Raw genomic sequence first — 16339 nt, forward strand, 5'->3', positions numbered from 1 at the left:
GACAAAGATAACAGGGGTAATACGCGGGTAATATCAGCATATTCCTATTTTCATCTTCATACTTTAACGTTCTTGCTGCCTAAATAGGCCAGTTTCTAACCGACTAAATTTTGACTAAACCGATTGTCATGTTAAAAACGGGTAAATTATATCTAACGGCGTTGCGATAAAGGTTCTCATTAACGCACAATGTGATCAAGTTTTAAAACTATCCCTGCACCCAAGACGTTAGCATTATTCTGGACAGGAAAAGATTGGCCTGAAGCACATTTTGGCAGGCTGGTACGCCCTAATAAAACGTCATATTAGAGGTGAATTATTCATTCGGGGCTATCATGAAACACCTGCAAAAACCTAAAATTCTTAATGTCGAAACGGTTGCCCGCTCCCGCTTATTTAACGTAGAGGCGGTCGATCTTGAGTTTAGTAACGGCGTCCGTCGTCTTTACGAACGAATGCGCCCCTCCAATCGCGAAGCGGTTATGATCGTGCCGATTATCGGCGAAGATCTGTTGCTGATTCGCGAATATGCCGTGGGAATTGAATCCTATGAGCTGGGGTTCCCTAAAGGGTTAATCGATCCGGGAGAAGAAGTTCTGGATGCGGCGAACCGTGAATTGATGGAAGAAGTTGGCTTTGGTGCCAAGCGTTTTGATTATCTGACCAAGCTGACGATGGCCCCATCTTACTTTTCCAGCAAAATGAATATTGTCGTCGCACGAGATTTGTACCCGCAAAGTCTGGAAGGGGATGAGCCAGAACCTTTGCCGCAGGTGCGCTGGCCGATTGCGAATATGATGGCGTTGCTGAAAGATCCTGATTTTAATGAGGCGCGTAATGTGAGCGCGTTATTCCTCGCTCAGGCCTTCTTTAATTCGACTCTCTCACGTTAACTTTCTCTTTTGGAATGATAAAAAAAACCGGCCAATCCTGAAGACTGGCCGGTTTTTTATTCGCGAATACCGTTAAAACTGTTTCCGGCTAGCGCGGCTCCCAACTAGAACAATTCCTGACTCTGGCCGTTGTCCATGAGCGTCGTACCCACTTCCTGAACCGCGTGTTCCGTCGGCTGCGTTCCTTCGATAAAGTACTCAGGTCGGCTACCCGAACCGCCGTCAGACAGCTTGCCGGTACGTTTATCGATCACCACGGTAACCACGCCCGGAGGCGGCGTTGTTTTCTGTTCAGGGATACCTTCCAGAGCGACTTTCATGAAATCATTCCACGCAGGCTGAGCGGTTTTCGCTCCACCTTCACCGCCGGCGATCTGGTCTGGAATAGCGCCAGAAGCGGTACTGCGGCCGAGGTTACGTCGATGGTCATCAAAGCCGATCCACACTGACGTTACGGTATCCGGGCCATAACCAGAGAACCAGGCATCTTTCGAGCTGTTGGTAGTACCAGTTTTACCGCCAATATCGTGTCGTTTCAGATCGCGGCCCGCGCGCCAGCCGGTTCCCATCCAACCTGGCTCGCCGAAGATGTTGGTATTCATCGCATCTTTAATCAGGAACGCCAGCGGAGTGCTGATAACGTGCGGTGCATACTGCTGATCGCTATCTTGTTTAACCTGAGACGGCGAAACCTGCTCTAGCTCCGGCATCGGAACGGTGCTTGCGGTATTATTCTGCGAGGTTGCCACGTTCTCTACGTTGTCGTCAGAAAGCACCACAGAACGCTGCGTATCGCCGTAAATAACAGGCAAATTGCAATCATTGCACACAATCTTCGGTTTGGCTTCGAACAGGACATTATTGGCTTCATCGGTGATTTTAGTGATGAAGTAAGGGTCAACCAAATAACCACCGTTTGCCATCACCGCGTAACCGCGCGCGACCTGCAATGGAGTAAAGGACGCGGAACCCAGCGCGAGCGACTCGGAATGTACGATATTCTGCGCAGGGAAACCGAAGCGTTGCAGATATTCCGCAGCATAATCGACGCCCATGGCGCGCATGGCTCGCACCATAACGACGTTTTTCGATTGACCTAAGCCTTGACGTAAGCGGATTGGACCATCGTAGCTCGGCGGGGAGTTTTTCGGCCGCCAGTCAGTGCCTGCACCGGCATCCCAACGAGTAATCGGCAAATCGTTGAGAATGGTCGCCAGCGTTAAGCCTTTATCCATCGCAGCGGTATACAGGAAAGGTTTGATATTCGAACCAACCTGACGCAATGCCTGAGTTGCACGGTTAAACTTGCTTTGGTTAAAGTCAAAACCGCCAACCAACGCTTTAATTGCACCGTTATTGGGGTCGATTGAAACCAATGCGGAGTTCACGTCCGGCACCTGCGCCAGCCACCAGATATCGCCGACCTGACGCACCCAGATTTGTTGTCCAGCTTGTACTACATCAGTCACGCGTTTCGGCGTAGGGCCTTGAGCCGTATCGGATTTAAACGCCCGCGCCCAACGCATCCCGGCCATTGGCAACGTGACGCTGCTGCCGTCGGCTAATATAGCTGTCGCCTGTTCAGCCGTCGTCTGAGTCACAACCGCAGGGCGCAGCGGGCCGTAAACCGGCAGAGTTTTTAAAGAATCGACAATCTGTTGCTGCGTCCAGGCGGCTTCACCCACTTTCCACAGTACGTTTGACGGGCCGCGATAACCGTGGCGCATGTCATAGGCCAAAACGTTGGCTCGTAGAGAATCCACAGCGGCTAACTGGAGTTTTTTGGTGATAGTGGTGTAAACCTGATAACCATCGGTATAGGCATTCTCGCCATAACGTTTGATCATTTCCTGACGCACCATTTCAGCCAGATAAGGCGCTGAGAAGGCGATTTCTGGCGCATGATAATGAGCGACTAGAGGTTCACTGCGTGCCTGATCGTATTGCGCCTGAGTAATGTATTTTTCATCCAGCATTCGGGATAACACAACATTACGACGCGATACGGCACGATCGTGCGAATAAAGCGGGTTAAAGGTCGACGGCGCCTTCGGCAAACCGGCGATCATGGCAATTTCGCTCAGAGTTAACTGATTAATTTCTTTGCCAAAATATACCTGCGCCGCAGCACCAACGCCATAGGCGCGGTAACCAAGATAAATTTTGTTCAGATACAGTTCAAGAATTTCATCCTTAGTCAGTAACTGCTCAATACGCACTGCCAGAAAGGCCTCTTTGATTTTACGCATCAAAGTCCGTTCCGGGCTAAGGAAGAAGTTTCTCGCCAGCTGCTGGGTGATGGTACTGGCTCCCTGAGAGGCGCGGCCAGAAACTAAAGCGATGGATGCGGCACGCAATATACCGACCGGATCAACGCCGTGGTGCTCATAGAAACGGCTATCTTCCGTCGCAATAAAGGCGTGCACCATTTCAGGCGGAATTTGCTTTAAAGACAGCGGAATTCGGCGTTTCTCACCAAATTGGGCGATCAATTCGCCATCGGCGCTATACACCAGCATAGGTGTTTGTAACCGGACGTCTTTCAGCGTGGCAACGTCGGGTAGCTGAGGCTCAATATATTTGTACAGGCCAAATATCGAGGCTGCTCCCAGTAAAATGCAACACACCGTAAGGATCAAAAAATACTTTACGAACTTCACCTGAGATTTCCCATTCAATGTCATTTGGGCAGTTTATAAACAACCGCGCCGTAGTATAAAGGCAAGCCATGCACCGTGGATACGTTCTTTTATGCTCTCTCGATATGGAGGTCGATGAAGATGTGCGCACAGAAAATATGGCAGGTTGGGCTGGATATTCAAATGAACTGCGTCCGGGCGTTAGCGGTATTGAGGCGACGATATGGCTGGCAACTGCGCCATTGGTGGCAACAGCCATTACCGGACGGCGTTTTACTGAATGGGAATTTACAACATTTAGAGGCGTTGAGCGAGTTGCTTTCGCATTTACGCCGGCAATTACCAAGACATATTTCTTTACGTATTGCCTTGCCGGTTCAGCGCATATTACAGCAAAGCTTTCCTCGCCCGGATAAACGGCTGAGAGAACCTGAGCGCAGCCAGTTTATTTATAACGCCGCCGCTCGGCAGTTTCCTTTGAGTGGCCAAACTCTGGCGTTGGATTACCGCACAAATAGCGCCGATGAACGGCAGCTGTTAATCACTGCGGCTCGCCAGCAGGATATTTCTCGCTGGCAGGATTGCCTGCAGCAGGCAAACTTCATGCCTGATGCGATTGATATTTCACCCTGCGCGCTTCGTTATATGGCCGTAGCCGCCAAATTACCGCCTCGACATCTACTACTTCACCGTATTGAGCGGGAATGGCTATGGACTACCTCTGCGGATATGCCTTTTCGCTATGGTTTGATTACGGCGCAGGAGGGAAGCGATACCAAGGCTATTTTGACGGAATTACATCGGTTGAACCCGCCAACCGGTGAGCCAGCTTTCGGTGTTTATTACAGCAGTATTGGCGATGAACCTATCCCTGAGAATACGCTTCCCTGGTCTCCTTTTATTGCTTTTAGACAGCAACAGCCGCCACTTCCTATTTTGCCCGGAGCTTTTGCTTTAGCGGGAGGGTTGGCTATTCGCCCGGAGGACACCGATGTATCAAGTTAACTTTTTGCCCTGGCGCGTTAGCCGACAACAGGCACGCTATCGTTTATGGCGAAATTTGCTGATAGGACATTTAGCGATGACAGCCTTGATATTGGCATGTATTACTTTTTTGTTGCGTTATGAAAGGGTTGAGCGTGGGGCGGAGATCGGCAAATTATCCCATCGTCAATCAGCGCTGGACTCGTTGCATCAACGAATTCAAAAACGGGTGACTGAGTTGCAAAAACTCAAAGAACATCACCATCGCGATAGGCAAATCTCCCGCCGAACTCAGCATTATCTTGTGTTGTTGAATACTCTGTCTCAATCCATGCCGACAGATTGTTGGATCACACAATTAGTACATGACCAAAAAACGACGGATTTTGATGCCATCTGTCGTGACTATCCAGCAATTGGTCAGCTATATGAAAAATTAACGGAGACAAAGGAGAAAACCGCAAACCATTGGGATAACGCGCAGGTTCACGATATACAGCAGCGAGAAAACAATGGGGGTTTTGCGATCAAGGTTCGCTGGATTTCGGGGAGTCTGGTCGATGAATAATTATTATCTACGCTGGATGAGTCAATCGGGCGGGGTGCTTTATCTCTGGCTAATCATTACAACCTTATTTATCGGTTTTACGTGCTACGCCGTGCTCATCAGACCGGAGCTGTTGCTCAGAGTCAACGAAAGGGAACACATTGAAACGCAACGAATTTCTCTGGCGCAGCGGCAACAGGATATCGCCCAGATGCCCACGCTGGATCAGCTTGGACAGCAGCGCGAAGCGTGGCATTTGTATCAGCAACTAAAAACGGCTGAAAACCCGACTAAATCTTTAATCAGCCATATTGGGGAGTGGGTGGTTGCAACCGGTGGCCAGGTATTACGATGGCAACAGTTAGAGGTAAAAAACAAAAATAAGGTAGGAGTATCGCAATGGGAGGGGCTTCTCAGTATGGATTACTCTGGAGCCATTCACTTGCTGGGGAGCCTCAACGCTCTTTATCCCCCCTTTTTGATAGAGCATTTACATATTACTGCGGAAGCGTCGGGATTAAACCTCAGACTGAGGTTAAGAGGGCAGTACGAGGAGGATGAGAATGACAAGGAACGGTCAGAAAAACTTACTATTAATAGCGTCGGTGATGGTAATGGCATCGATGATGGCGGTCAGTCGAGCCACTTCTGAGTTTGTTCCACTCCGTAATCCGTTCCAACCGGTCATCACGCTTTCCTGCCGAGAGCGTGCTGATGCTGCTATGAGCCAATGGTCGCTGCGAGGGATAGTCGGCGCACCGGGTGAATATCGTGTCTGGTTGGAAAAGTCGGATGGCGAATGGCGTCGTTTGGCTGAAGGCGAATTTATTCAGAGTCACTGGCGCGTAACGCACATAGGGCTGCGGCAAATCAATATGAGTTACAGCGGAATGGACGGTTCCTGCAAGATGATGTCACCGCCGGTATCCTGGTTTCTAATGGAACCGGGTAATAAAGGATGAAACAACGGTATTAAAAGGATGTTTGCCTATGTGTTTACCAATATTGTATTTAACCACGTTGTATTTAATAACATTTTTGCGTTGGGCGGGGCTATCTCTGCTATTTATCCTCTGCTTATTAACACGCAGTGAAGCTCGTGAACCCTCGGTGTCTCTGACATTTCAACAGACCCCGGTATCCGTCATATTGCAAGCCTTAGCCGATTATCAATATATGAATCTGGTGACGTCCGCCAGCGTCGGCGGTAGCCTGAGTTTACGTTTGGAAAACGTTCCATGGTCGCAGGCGTTAAAAACCGTCATGCGCATGGGTAATCTGGTTGCCGAACAGGAAGGGAATGTCCTGTTGGTGATGACCAGACAGGAAGCTTCAGAAAGGTTAATGGTTGATGAAGCTGCGGCTAAGGCCAGAAAAGCAGTGCAACCTGATTTACTCAGCAATTATTCGCATATTTTGCAGCATGCCAACGTAGAAGATGTTGCCGCCAGCCTGAACAACGGGCAGGGCGGATTACTGTCCGATAAGGGGCGGGTAATGGCGGATAAACGTACCAATAGATTGCTGATTCGTGATACCGCAGAATCGATAGAAGTTATGAAATCTTGGCTGGCAGAATTGGATTCGCCACTACAGCAGGTGCAACTTGCTGCCCATATCGTCACCATCGGCAGTGAAAGCCTGCATGAACTGGGTGTTCGCTGGGGGCTACCTGCCAGTGAAGGGCAAAGTGCCCCACTCAAAATAAATAATTTTAACGTCGGTTTACCTATTCAAAACAGCGCGTTGACCGCCGGGTTTCACGTGGCGCGTATTAGTGGCCGCCTGTTGGATTTGGAGCTAAGCGCTTTGGAGCAAGAAAATCAGGTGGAAATCATTGCCAGCCCGCGGCTGATGACTTCTCACCAGCAAACCGCCAGCATCAAACAAGGTACCGATATTCCTTATCATGTCACCAATGGCAAAAACGGGGGAACCACTATTGAATTTAAGGAAGCCGTATTGGGAATGGAGGTCACGCCGAGAATTTTGGCTGCGGGAAAAATTACCCTGAAATTAAAAATTAGCCAGAATATGCCCGGAATGGCGATTAAACGCGGTGAAGGTGAGGCACTGGCGATCGATAAACAGGAAATTAAAACGCAAATTACCGTTCATGACGGTGAGACGATTGTTCTGGGTGGTATCTTTCAGCAAAAAAATACTCAGGGTGCAAATAAAGTGCCGGTTTTGTCCAATATCCCTCTGCTGGGCAATTTGTTTAAACAGGATGCCAACGCGCAGAGCAGGCGGGAGTTGGTCATTTTCATCACACCCCGATTAATTAACACTTAGCGCACTTGGGTAGGCAATAGATAAAAAGAGTCTATTCTTGATGATGATCTACAACTTTTTGTGTGATTGGGGACTTCTAAGTTTGACGCTGCGACGTATTTAGCTTACAAGGGTTACCGAATTGAGCTCCGAGGTTTTAAGTAACGTTGATACGCCGATAAAAACGTATGGTTTCCCTCCCACGACGTGTACAACGATTTATTCGGTTGCCAAACTACCAGAAGTGCTGAGATAATTTTCCGTCTGATCTCGCACTATCGCTTATGAGGTTTCAGTTTAGGTCCCGCCGCTGGTGTGATTGGCGGGGCGGGTTATCATTAACGAATAGTCTTAGTAATACCAAAAACATGGCAGAGAAACGCAATATCTTTCTGGTTGGGCCTATGGGTGCCGGCAAAAGCACTATTGGTCGTCAGTTAGCTCAGCAACTCAATATGGAGTTCTTCGACTCCGATCAAGAAATTGAGCGACGTACCGGAGCTGACGTGGGCTGGGTATTCGACGTGGAAGGCGAAGAAGGTTTCCGCGATCGCGAAGAAAAAGTTATTAATGAACTAACGGAAAAACAGGGCATTGTTCTGGCGACCGGTGGGGGTTCTGTGAAGTCTAAGGAAACCCGTAACCGTTTGTCAGCCCGTGGCGTTGTGGTGTACCTGGAAACCACGATCGAGAAGCAACTGGCTCGTACTCAACGCGACAAAAAACGTCCGTTGTTACAGGTTGATGCGCCTCCACGTGAAGTGCTTGAAGCACTGGCAAAAGAACGTAATCCGCTGTACGAAGAAATTGCAGATGTCACCATCCGCACTGACGATCAAAGCGCGAAAGTTGTTGCTAACCAGATCATCAACATGCTGGAAAGTAATTGATTTTAGCATTCTACTTATGCCTTCGGGTGTCAGTTAAGTTACGTTAAGAAGGTCACTGAGCGCGACATGGAGAAGATTACTGTCACGTTAGGGGAGCGTAGCTACCCTATTACGATAGCCGCAGGATTGTTTAACGATCCGGCCTCTTTTAAACCGCTGAAGGCGGGTGATCAGGTAATGCTGGTTACCAACCAAACGCTTGCTCCTCTCTATCTGGATTCTATCCGGGCAGTGCTGGAGGAAGGCGGTATTCGAGTTGATCAGGTGATTCTGCCTGATGGCGAGCAGTATAAATCTCTCAGCGTTCTGGAGCAGGTATTTTCTGCCCTTCTGGAAAAACCGCACGGTCGTGATACTACGCTTATTGCTTTAGGCGGTGGTGTAGTAGGCGACCTGACCGGTTTTGCCGCTGCCTGTTATCAGCGTGGCGTCCGCTTTATTCAAGTCCCTACCACACTTCTCTCTCAGGTGGATTCATCTGTGGGCGGAAAAACTGCGGTTAATCACCCGTTAGGCAAAAACATGATCGGAGCGTTTTACCAACCCGCTTCGGTCATTGTTGATCTCGATTGCCTGAAAACCCTGCCATCTCGTGAGCTTGCTTCTGGCCTGGCCGAAGTGATCAAATATGGCATCATTCTTGATTCCGAATTCTTTGTCTGGCTGGAAAACAACATCGACGCGTTGCTGGCGCTGGATATGGATGCGCTGGGTTACTGCATCCGCCGCTGCTGCGAGCTGAAAGCCGAAGTGGTTGCTGCCGATGAGCGAGAAGAGAATGGGCTGCGTGCGCAACTCAATTTAGGTCATACTTATGGCCATGCTATCGAAGCCGAAATGGGCTACGGAGTGTGGTTGCACGGCGAAGCCGTTGCCGCAGGTATGGTTATGGCTGCGGAAACCGCCCGATTAATCGGGCAGTTCTCTTCCAGTGATATTGAACGAATTAAACGACTGTTGGTTCGTGCCGGTTTACCGGTCAGCGGCCCGCAGGAGATGGCACCAGAATCTTATCTGCCGCACATGATGCGCGATAAAAAAGTATTGGCGGGTGAACTCCGGCTGGTACTGCCTACTGCTATTGGCAAATCAGAGGTACGCGGCGGCATCTCTCACGAGATAGTCCTTGCTTCTATTGCCGAGTGTCTGGCAGGGTAAATGGCATAAGTATTATGATGTTGTATGCTATAAACATCATATTCTTCGCAAAGGTCCGTTCTGGTCTCTTTGTTGTCAGTCAACTTAATCTGCCGGACCGTCGCTGTATGCAACGGTAGGCTTTTGCCTCGAGTTGGAGGGTTTAGATGGATGAGTTAAAACCGGAAGACGATCTGAAGCCTGATACCAGCGATCGCCGTCCTACGCGTTCGCGCAAGACTTCGAACGGCCCCAAAATTGCTCTCTCACGCCAGCATTTGATGATTGGTATTGGTATTTTGGTGTTGCTGTTGATCATCATTGCTATCGGTTCCGCGTTAAAAGCGCCAACGCAGCATGAAGCTTCTCAGCAGAATCCTAACGTTGCGGCCAGAGATATCATTCTTTCTGATTCCTCTTCACTGACCAACGGCAGTGGCGCTCAGCCGGGTACGGCGAGCAACACCAGCGATGGTCATGACGGCAACGGCGTACAGAATAGTGGCCAGCCGCAAGAGTTGACGGCTCCGCCGGTTTCATCCACCCCTACTGAAGCACAGCCAATGGCGAATGGTAATGCGCCAACCCAGCGCGTTGATTTACCGGGAAACATGTCTGATGCACTGTCTCAGCAGCAGGGGCAGGTGGATTCGGTTTCACAGAATATGAATGGCGCGGTGACATCGACGTTGCCAACGGCACCGGCTACCGTATCTTCTTCAAAAGAGATCAAAACGCCAGCAGTACGTGATAACACCACGCGTCCCGCGCAGAAAACTGCCGCTAAACCTGTGGCTAATGCGCATAAAAATACCCAAGCAGCGGGTACTGGTAGTACAGCGGCCAAAAATACTGCAGCACCAGCCAGCAGCGGTGGGGCATTGAAGAACGCGCCAGGTAGCCACTTTACCTTACAGTTAAGCAGCGCCTCTCGTTCCGATACGCTGAATGCCTATGCGAAACAGCAAAAATTAACTCACTATCAGGTTTACGAAACTAAACGTGATGGTAAGCCTTGGTACGTGTTGGTCAGTGGAAATTATGCTACTTCAGCGGAAGCGAAGAAGGCGATTTCGAGTTTGCCAGCCGACGTTCAGGCGAAAAAACCGTGGGTCAAACCTGTGCACCAAGTGCAGCAAGACCTGAAAAAATAAATCATTTTTATTTGTGCGCTGATGTGCTGTCTGAAACAGAGTACAATCTGCGGCTCTGAATTATTAAGTAGCTAACTGACGGCATGAAGAAAAACCGCGCTTTTTTAAAATGGGCTGGTGGGAAATATCCGCTGGTTGATGACATTCGACGCCATCTGCCAGCGGGAGACTGCTTGATTGAGCCATTCGTAGGTGCGGGTTCAGTGTTTTTGAACACTGAGTATGAATCGTATATTTTGGCCGATATCAACAGCGACCTAATCAACCTCTACAACATAGTGAAGTTACGCACGGATGATTTTGTGCGTGACTCTCGTCTTTTATTTACCGATGAGTACAACAATTCCGATCAGTTTTACCTGATTCGGCATGAGTTTAATGCCTGTGAAGATCCTTACCGGCGCGCATTGTTGTTCCTCTATCTGAATCGTCATTGTTATAACGGTCTGTGTCGTTATAATTTGAGCGGTGAGTTCAACGTACCTTTCGGGCGTTACAAAAAACCGTATTTCCCTGAGGCCGAGTTGTATTGGTTCGCGGAAAAATCTAAAAATGCGGTTTTTGTCTGCGAGCACTATCAGGAAACCTTGCTAAAAGCAGCTTCCGGCTCCGTTGTTTATTGCGATCCGCCTTACGCGCCGCTATCTGCAACGGCGAACTTTACGGCGTACCACACCAATAACTTTGGCATTGCAGATCAAAAAAATCTGGCTCGTCTGGCTTATCAGCTTTCATCTGAAAACCGGATTCCAGTGCTTATTTCTAATCACGATACTGAATTGACGCGAGATTGGTATCATCAGGCGTCATTACATGTGGTGAAAGCGCGCCGCACTATCAGCCGTAATATTCTTGGTCGTAGCAAAGTGAACGAGCTTTTGGCGCTGTACAGCTAAGTGGGATTTCCCGCCTGGTAAGGATACAAACCCTCGTGCTTCCCGAAGCCTATGTGAGCTTTGTGGGGCAGATAAAAAGTTTGGAGAAGCGGATGAAAAAGTTTTTGATTGCCCCGTCCATTCTGTCGGCAGATTTTGCCCGGTTAGGTGAAGATACCGCGAAGGTGATTGCTGCGGGCGCTGATGTGGTTCATTTTGACGTGATGGATAACCATTACGTTCCCAATCTGACGATGGGTCCCATGGTGTGCCAGGCGCTGCGTGATTATGGTATTACCGCGCCGATTGACGTGCATCTGATGGTTAAACCTGTTGATCGCATCGTTCCAGATTTTGCCAAAGCGGGCGCCAGCTATATTTCTTTCCATCCTGAAGCCAGCGAACACATCGATCGCACTCTGCAACTGATTAAAGACCACGGCTGTAAGGCCGGTTTGGTATTTAACCCTGCAACGCCTTTGAGCTACCTCGATTATGTCATGGATAAACTGGATGTGATTTTGCTGATGTCCGTAAACCCAGGCTTCGGCGGTCAGTCGTTTATTCCTGAAACCTTGAATAAACTGCGTCAAGTGCGCCAACGTATCGATGCCAGCGGTTATGACATTCGTCTGGAAGTCGATGGCGGCGTGAAGGTCGATAATATTCGTGAAATCGCCGCCGCAGGTGCAGACATGTTTGTTGCCGGTTCGGCTATTTTCGGTAAATCTGATTACGCTGCGGTGATTGACGCAATGCGCAGCGAGCTGGCGATGGCGGCTCATGACTGAATTTAACTCTATCCGCGGGCTGGCTTTTGATCTGGACGGCACTTTAGTTGACAGTGCGCCGGGCTTGGCCAGCGCGATGGATATGGCATTAGAGCATCAGGGGTTGCCTAAAGCAGGTTTGGAGCGAGTTTCCACCTGGATAGGCAACGGTGCCGACGTCTTAGTTGAGCGCGCGCTGCGTTGGGCTGGCGTAGAGCCTCAGGATGAGATTTGCCAGCGCACTCGCGTACTCTTTGATGGCTACTACGCCCAGACAGTTGAGCGCGGTAGCCAATTGTTTCCTCAGGTAAAAGACACGTTGGCACAGTTAGCCGCCTCCGGTCTGCCGATGGGGCTGATTACCAACAAACCGACGCCGTTTGTCGCGCCGCTGCTGGCTTCTTTAGGTATCGCAGATTATTTCTCACTGGTTATTGGTGGGGATGATGTTGTCGAGAAGAAACCTCACCCGGCTCCGCTGTATCTGATGCTGGGAAAACTGGGGCTGCGCGCCAGCGAATTGCTGTTTGTCGGGGATTCCCGCAATGACATTATGGCCGCTCAGGCCGCCGGTTGCCCTTGCGTAGGGCTGACCTACGGATATAACTATGGCGAATCTATTGCCACGAGTCATCCGGATCGCGTTTTAACGCACTTTGCCGATCTGTTGCCCACGATTGGGCTGTCATCTTTAAAAAATCAGGAAGCGTAAAATGAGTAAACCCATTGTATTTAGCGGCGCTCAGCCGTCCGGTGAACTGACCATTGGCAACTACATGGGTGCTCTGCGTCAGTGGGTACAGATGCAGGATGACTATGATTGCATTTATTGCATCGTGGATCTGCATGCCATTACTGCCCGTCAGGACGCGACTTTACTGAGAAAAAGAACGCTGGATACGCTGGCGCTGTATCTGGCCTGCGGTATCGATCCGCAAAAAAGTACCATTTTTGTTCAGTCCCACGTACCCGAGCACACTCAACTGGGCTGGGCGCTGAACTGCTATACCTATTTTGGCGAACTGAGCCGCATGACTCAGTTTAAAGACAAGTCACTGCGCCATGCGGACAATATCAACGCCGGTCTGTTTGACTATCCAGTGCTAATGGCGGCGGATATCCTGCTGTACCAAACCAATCAGGTGCCGGTGGGTGAAGATCAGAAACAACATCTGGAGTTAAGCCGCGATATCGCCGGTCGTTTCAACGCGATTTACGGTGACATCTTCAAGATTCCAGAGCCTTTTATTCCTAAAGCCGGCGCGCGAGTGATGTCTTTGCAAGATCCGACCAAGAAAATGTCTAAATCCGACGATAACCGTAATAACGTTATCGAACTGTTGGAAGACACCAAATCTGTGGTTAAGAAAATCAAACGCGCCATGACCGATTCCGATGAACCGGCGGTAATTCGCTATGACGTGAAGGAAAAAGCCGGGGTTTCCAATTTGCTGGATATTCTGTCTGGCGTGACCGGCCAGTCTATTCCTGAGCTGGAAGCACAATTTGAAGGCCAAATGTACGGTCATTTGAAAGGTGCGGTAGCAGAAGCGGTCTCTGGCATGCTGAGCGAGCTTCAGGAGCGTTATCATCAATATCGCAATGATGAGGCTTACCTTCAGTCAGTAATGCGTGATGGCGCTGCTAAAGCGCGTGCGCGTGCGCAAGAAACGTTGGCGAAAGTGTATGAAGCCATTGGTTTTGTCGCTCATCCGTAAGCGGTAACGATTCAAGAGCGTTTTCTCACTGAATCGCATCAATAAGAAAAGGGACGATAAGCTCGTCCCTTTTTTCATGGTCAATTTTTATAACTATCAGGATTAACCGGCTTGTTCAGCCTGTTCCTGCTGCATATTTGGGTTGGTTTGTTCTTGGGATGAAAACCAGTTCAGTTTTTCCCGTAGGCTGACCACGCTGCCGACAATAATCAGGCTTGGACTGCTAACCTGCTGAGATAGCAGCGCTAATTGACTAAGTTCCCCACTGACGACACGCTGATGACGCGAGGTTCCGTTTTCTACCAGAGCGACCGGCGTTTCGCTGCTCATACCTTGGCGAATCAACTGCCGCTGAATTTCACTCGCCTGCGATAACCCCATATAAAACACCAGCGTTTGCTCCTCCGCCGCCAGATTAGCCCAATCTAACTGACCGTCGGCTTTGGCATGACCGGTAACCAAACGTACGCTCTGAGCGTGATCCCGATGAGTGAGAGGAATACCGCTGTAAGCTGAACAGCCGGATGCGGCCGTAATGCCCGGAACCACTGAGAAAGGAATGCCGCTGTCGGACAGGGTTTCCAGCTCTTCGCCGCCGCGACCAAAAATAAAGGGATCGCCGCCTTTCAGCCGCACCACGCGTTTACCTTGCTGCGCTTGTTCCAGCAGGATTTGATTGATTTGATCTTGCGGTACGCAGTGATGTCCGGCGCGTTTACCAACAAAAATGCGCTCGGCGTCACGGCGTACCAGATTCATCACCTCATCGGAAACCAGCCGATCATAAACCACTACATCGGCCTGTTGGATTTGCTGCAAACCTTTCAGCGTCAGTAAACCAGCGTCGCCGGGGCCTGCGCCGACCAGAACCACTTCGCCGCGATCTTCTAATGGCGTGCTAAAGAGCTGCTCGACTAATTGATTAGCCTGAGTTTGATCGTCATTGGCCAGAGACTGTGCCAACCGGTCGTGAGACAGTAGTTTTTCCCAGAAACGACGGCGGGCGGTCATGGCGGAGAACTGCCGTTTGACTCGCTGACGCAGATTACCGGCTATACGAGCGAGCTGGCCGAGATGCTGTGGCAGCATGGCTTCCAGTTTTTCACGCAGCAGGCGCGCCAAAACTGGCGCTTTACCGCCGGAGGAGATTGCAATCATGATCGGCGAGCGGTCGATGATCGACGGCATGATAAAGCTGGCGCGTTTAGGATCGTCCACCACGTTGCAGAAAATTCGTTGCTGATTGGCGCTTTGATACACCAGCGCATTAACCTCAACCCGATCCGTGGCGGCAATCACTAGCCACTTTTCTGCCAATAATTCTGGGGCAAATTCCCCATGCACCAGCGTTATCCGGTTCTGTTCTGCCCACAGGTGAAACTGGGGCGAAAACTCACAGGCGTTGACGGTCACCCATGCGCCAGCGTCTAACAGCAGGCGCGCTTTGCGTTCGGCAATATCGCCACCGCCTACCAGCAGGCAGTCTTTGTGGTGCAGTTGGCAGAAAATCGGTAGGTAATCCATCAGCAATCCTTAATTCTGTGGCGGCATATGCCAGCCCCGAAGTAGGGCTGGCCGTCGCAATTATGACTTCGCGGTTTGTGGCGCAGTGGCGCTGACCGCTGCCGGACGCTGATCTTTCGGCGTAGCGTACCAGTAACCCAGACCCATAAAGACCGCACCGGACAGAGTGTTACCCAGAGTGACCCACAGCAGGTTGTGGCCTATGCCGCTCATGGTGTAAGCCTCGCTGTGATTACCAAACCAGGACAGAGCAAACAGAGTCATGTTAGCGACGGAGTGCTCGTAGCCTGAAGCGATAAAGGCCAGCAAACACCACCAGATAGCGAGGAATTTGGCTGCGCCTTCAACGCGAATTGCCATCCAGATTGCCAGGCAAACCAACCAGTTACACAGTACACCTTTGAAGAATAAGGCCATAGCTGGGGCGGTGGTTTTAGCCAATGCCGCAGCGTGAACCAGACTGGTATCTACCGGTAACAGGCTGCCGCCAGCGTAGTAGTAAAGCAGGGCGACAAATACCGAGCCCAGCAGATTACCTAGCCATGTTTGCGGCAATACGGCCCACATCTGGCTGGATTTGATGGTGCCTGCTTTGACGCCGAGAGTCAGGAACATGGTGTGACCGGTGAACAGCTCTGAGCCAGCGATAATGACTAATGTCAGCGCCAGACCAAAGGTTGCCCCCATGACTAAAGGCCGCAGCGCCGGATCGACCAGGTTGCCTAAGGTGAAAATCAAAATGATGGCTAGCCCAACATAGGCTCCCGCCATTGCCGAGCTAATCCAAAAGCCCAGCGGGCTTTCTTTTGCCAGTTTTACGATGCGCGCTGCATTAGCGGCACATTTATTCAAAGTATCTGCGTACATAATTGATCCAAAAGATAAAAATAATTATTTTGATCGTCGACGACGCGATAATTTTTACCGTGTCGCC

General features: G+C 50.1%; 16 protein-coding genes. 13 read left to right on the forward strand and 3 right to left on the reverse strand.

Annotation, left to right across the window (positions count from 1 at the left end):
- Window positions 1–335: 335 nt before the first annotated feature.
- Complete coding sequence (gene nudE / locus DBA33_RS01610; protein WP_179207946.1) at window positions 336–893, forward strand: ADP compounds hydrolase NudE; 558 nt, start codon at window positions 336–338, stop codon at window positions 891–893.
- A 104-nt stretch (window positions 894–997) separates the two neighbouring features.
- Here the strand turns inward: nudE and mrcA are convergent, their stop codons facing one another.
- Window positions 998–3553, reverse strand: a complete 2556-nt coding sequence (gene mrcA / locus DBA33_RS01615) for a peptidoglycan glycosyltransferase/peptidoglycan DD-transpeptidase MrcA (protein ID WP_064518400.1) — start codon at window positions 3551–3553, stop codon at window positions 998–1000.
- A 120-nt stretch (window positions 3554–3673) separates the two neighbouring features.
- On the opposite strand from mrcA, the gene pilM reads away from it, so the two are divergent.
- The 12 genes from pilM to trpS all read left to right on the forward strand — a co-directional run bounded on the left by pilM (window position 3674) and on the right by trpS (window position 13881).
- Window positions 3674–4537, forward strand: coding sequence for a pilus assembly protein PilM (gene pilM, locus DBA33_RS01620; RefSeq protein ID WP_064515651.1), 864 nt, complete (start codon window positions 3674–3676; stop codon window positions 4535–4537).
- Window positions 4538–4613: 76 nt separating this feature from the next.
- Window positions 4614–5084: a hypothetical protein gene (locus DBA33_RS01625; RefSeq protein WP_162975145.1), complete on the forward strand. Its 471-nt coding sequence runs from the start codon at window positions 4614–4616 to the stop codon at window positions 5082–5084.
- On the forward strand, window positions 5077–5715 hold the full coding sequence (locus DBA33_RS20590; RefSeq protein ID WP_162975146.1) for a hypothetical protein: 639 nt from the start codon (window positions 5077–5079) through the stop codon (window positions 5713–5715). Before DBA33_RS01625 ends, DBA33_RS20590 begins: the two co-directional genes overlap by 8 nt.
- Window positions 5678–6025, forward strand: coding sequence for a DNA utilization family protein (locus DBA33_RS01630; protein WP_158513763.1), 348 nt, complete (start codon window positions 5678–5680; stop codon window positions 6023–6025). The genes DBA33_RS20590 and DBA33_RS01630 overlap by 38 nt, the downstream gene beginning before the upstream one ends.
- Before the next feature lie 28 nt (window positions 6026–6053).
- On the forward strand, window positions 6054–7358 hold the full coding sequence (hofQ, locus tag DBA33_RS01635) for a DNA uptake porin HofQ (protein WP_084414327.1): 1305 nt from the start codon (window positions 6054–6056) through the stop codon (window positions 7356–7358).
- Between the two features lie 347 nt (window positions 7359–7705).
- On the forward strand, window positions 7706–8227 hold the full coding sequence (gene aroK, locus DBA33_RS01640; protein ID WP_004718471.1) for a shikimate kinase AroK: 522 nt from the start codon (window positions 7706–7708) through the stop codon (window positions 8225–8227).
- Window positions 8228–8293: 66 nt separating this feature from the next.
- Window positions 8294–9385 carry a 3-dehydroquinate synthase gene (gene aroB / locus DBA33_RS01645; RefSeq protein WP_120805344.1) on the forward strand — a complete coding sequence of 364 codons (1092 nt, stop codon included), beginning with the start codon at window positions 8294–8296 and terminating at the stop codon, window positions 9383–9385.
- Window positions 9386–9531: 146 nt separating this feature from the next.
- Complete coding sequence (locus DBA33_RS01650) at window positions 9532–10518, forward strand: SPOR domain-containing protein (protein WP_120805346.1); 987 nt, start codon at window positions 9532–9534, stop codon at window positions 10516–10518.
- 83 nt (window positions 10519–10601) lie between these two features.
- Window positions 10602–11414, forward strand: a complete 813-nt coding sequence (dam, locus tag DBA33_RS01655; RefSeq protein WP_064515643.1) for an adenine-specific DNA-methyltransferase — start codon at window positions 10602–10604, stop codon at window positions 11412–11414.
- Between the two features lie 92 nt (window positions 11415–11506).
- On the forward strand, window positions 11507–12184 hold the full coding sequence (gene rpe / locus DBA33_RS01660; RefSeq protein ID WP_064515641.1) for a ribulose-phosphate 3-epimerase: 678 nt from the start codon (window positions 11507–11509) through the stop codon (window positions 12182–12184).
- On the forward strand, window positions 12177–12875 hold the full coding sequence (locus DBA33_RS01665; protein ID WP_064515640.1) for a phosphoglycolate phosphatase: 699 nt from the start codon (window positions 12177–12179) through the stop codon (window positions 12873–12875). Before rpe ends, DBA33_RS01665 begins: the two co-directional genes overlap by 8 nt.
- A 1-nt stretch (window position 12876) precedes the next feature.
- Complete coding sequence (gene trpS / locus DBA33_RS01670; protein WP_064515639.1) at window positions 12877–13881, forward strand: tryptophan--tRNA ligase; 1005 nt, start codon at window positions 12877–12879, stop codon at window positions 13879–13881.
- A 102-nt stretch (window positions 13882–13983) separates the two neighbouring features.
- Here trpS and cysG read toward each other — a convergent pair whose 3' ends face one another.
- Window positions 13984–15405: a siroheme synthase CysG gene (gene cysG, locus DBA33_RS01675; RefSeq protein ID WP_120805348.1), complete on the reverse strand. Its 1422-nt coding sequence runs from the start codon at window positions 15403–15405 to the stop codon at window positions 13984–13986.
- A gap of 60 nt (window positions 15406–15465) precedes the next feature.
- Window positions 15466–16272, reverse strand: coding sequence for a nitrite transporter NirC (gene nirC / locus DBA33_RS01680; RefSeq protein WP_120805350.1), 807 nt, complete (start codon window positions 16270–16272; stop codon window positions 15466–15468).
- Window positions 16273–16339: the final 67 nt, after the last annotated feature.

Source organism: Yersinia sp. IP36721, from assembly GCF_003634395.1.
Classification (GTDB): domain Bacteria; phylum Pseudomonadota; class Gammaproteobacteria; order Enterobacterales; family Enterobacteriaceae; genus Yersinia; species Yersinia entomophaga.

Coding starts and splice junctions, on each gene's coding strand:
- nirC (WP_120805350.1), bottom strand. CDS start 16,272: ATGTACGCAGATACTTTGAATAAATGTGCCGCTAATGCAGCGCGCATC.
- DBA33_RS01630 (WP_158513763.1), top strand. CDS start 5,678: ATGGCATCGATGATGGCGGTCAGTCGAGCCACTTCTGAGTTTGTTCCA.
- aroB (WP_120805344.1), top strand. CDS start 8,294: ATGGAGAAGATTACTGTCACGTTAGGGGAGCGTAGCTACCCTATTACG.
- cysG (WP_120805348.1), bottom strand. CDS start 15,405: ATGGATTACCTACCGATTTTCTGCCAACTGCACCACAAAGACTGCCTG.
- aroK (WP_004718471.1), top strand. CDS start 7,706: ATGGCAGAGAAACGCAATATCTTTCTGGTTGGGCCTATGGGTGCCGGC.
- DBA33_RS20590 (WP_162975146.1), top strand. CDS start 5,077: ATGAATAATTATTATCTACGCTGGATGAGTCAATCGGGCGGGGTGCTT.
- DBA33_RS01665 (WP_064515640.1), top strand. CDS start 12,177: ATGACTGAATTTAACTCTATCCGCGGGCTGGCTTTTGATCTGGACGGC.
- pilM (WP_064515651.1), top strand. CDS start 3,674: ATGTGCGCACAGAAAATATGGCAGGTTGGGCTGGATATTCAAATGAAC.
- trpS (WP_064515639.1), top strand. CDS start 12,877: ATGAGTAAACCCATTGTATTTAGCGGCGCTCAGCCGTCCGGTGAACTG.
- DBA33_RS01650 (WP_120805346.1), top strand. CDS start 9,532: ATGGATGAGTTAAAACCGGAAGACGATCTGAAGCCTGATACCAGCGAT.
- nudE (WP_179207946.1), top strand. CDS start 336: ATGAAACACCTGCAAAAACCTAAAATTCTTAATGTCGAAACGGTTGCC.
- hofQ (WP_084414327.1), top strand. CDS start 6,054: ATGTGTTTACCAATATTGTATTTAACCACGTTGTATTTAATAACATTT.
- dam (WP_064515643.1), top strand. CDS start 10,602: ATGAAGAAAAACCGCGCTTTTTTAAAATGGGCTGGTGGGAAATATCCG.
- rpe (WP_064515641.1), top strand. CDS start 11,507: ATGAAAAAGTTTTTGATTGCCCCGTCCATTCTGTCGGCAGATTTTGCC.
- DBA33_RS01625 (WP_162975145.1), top strand. CDS start 4,614: ATGACAGCCTTGATATTGGCATGTATTACTTTTTTGTTGCGTTATGAA.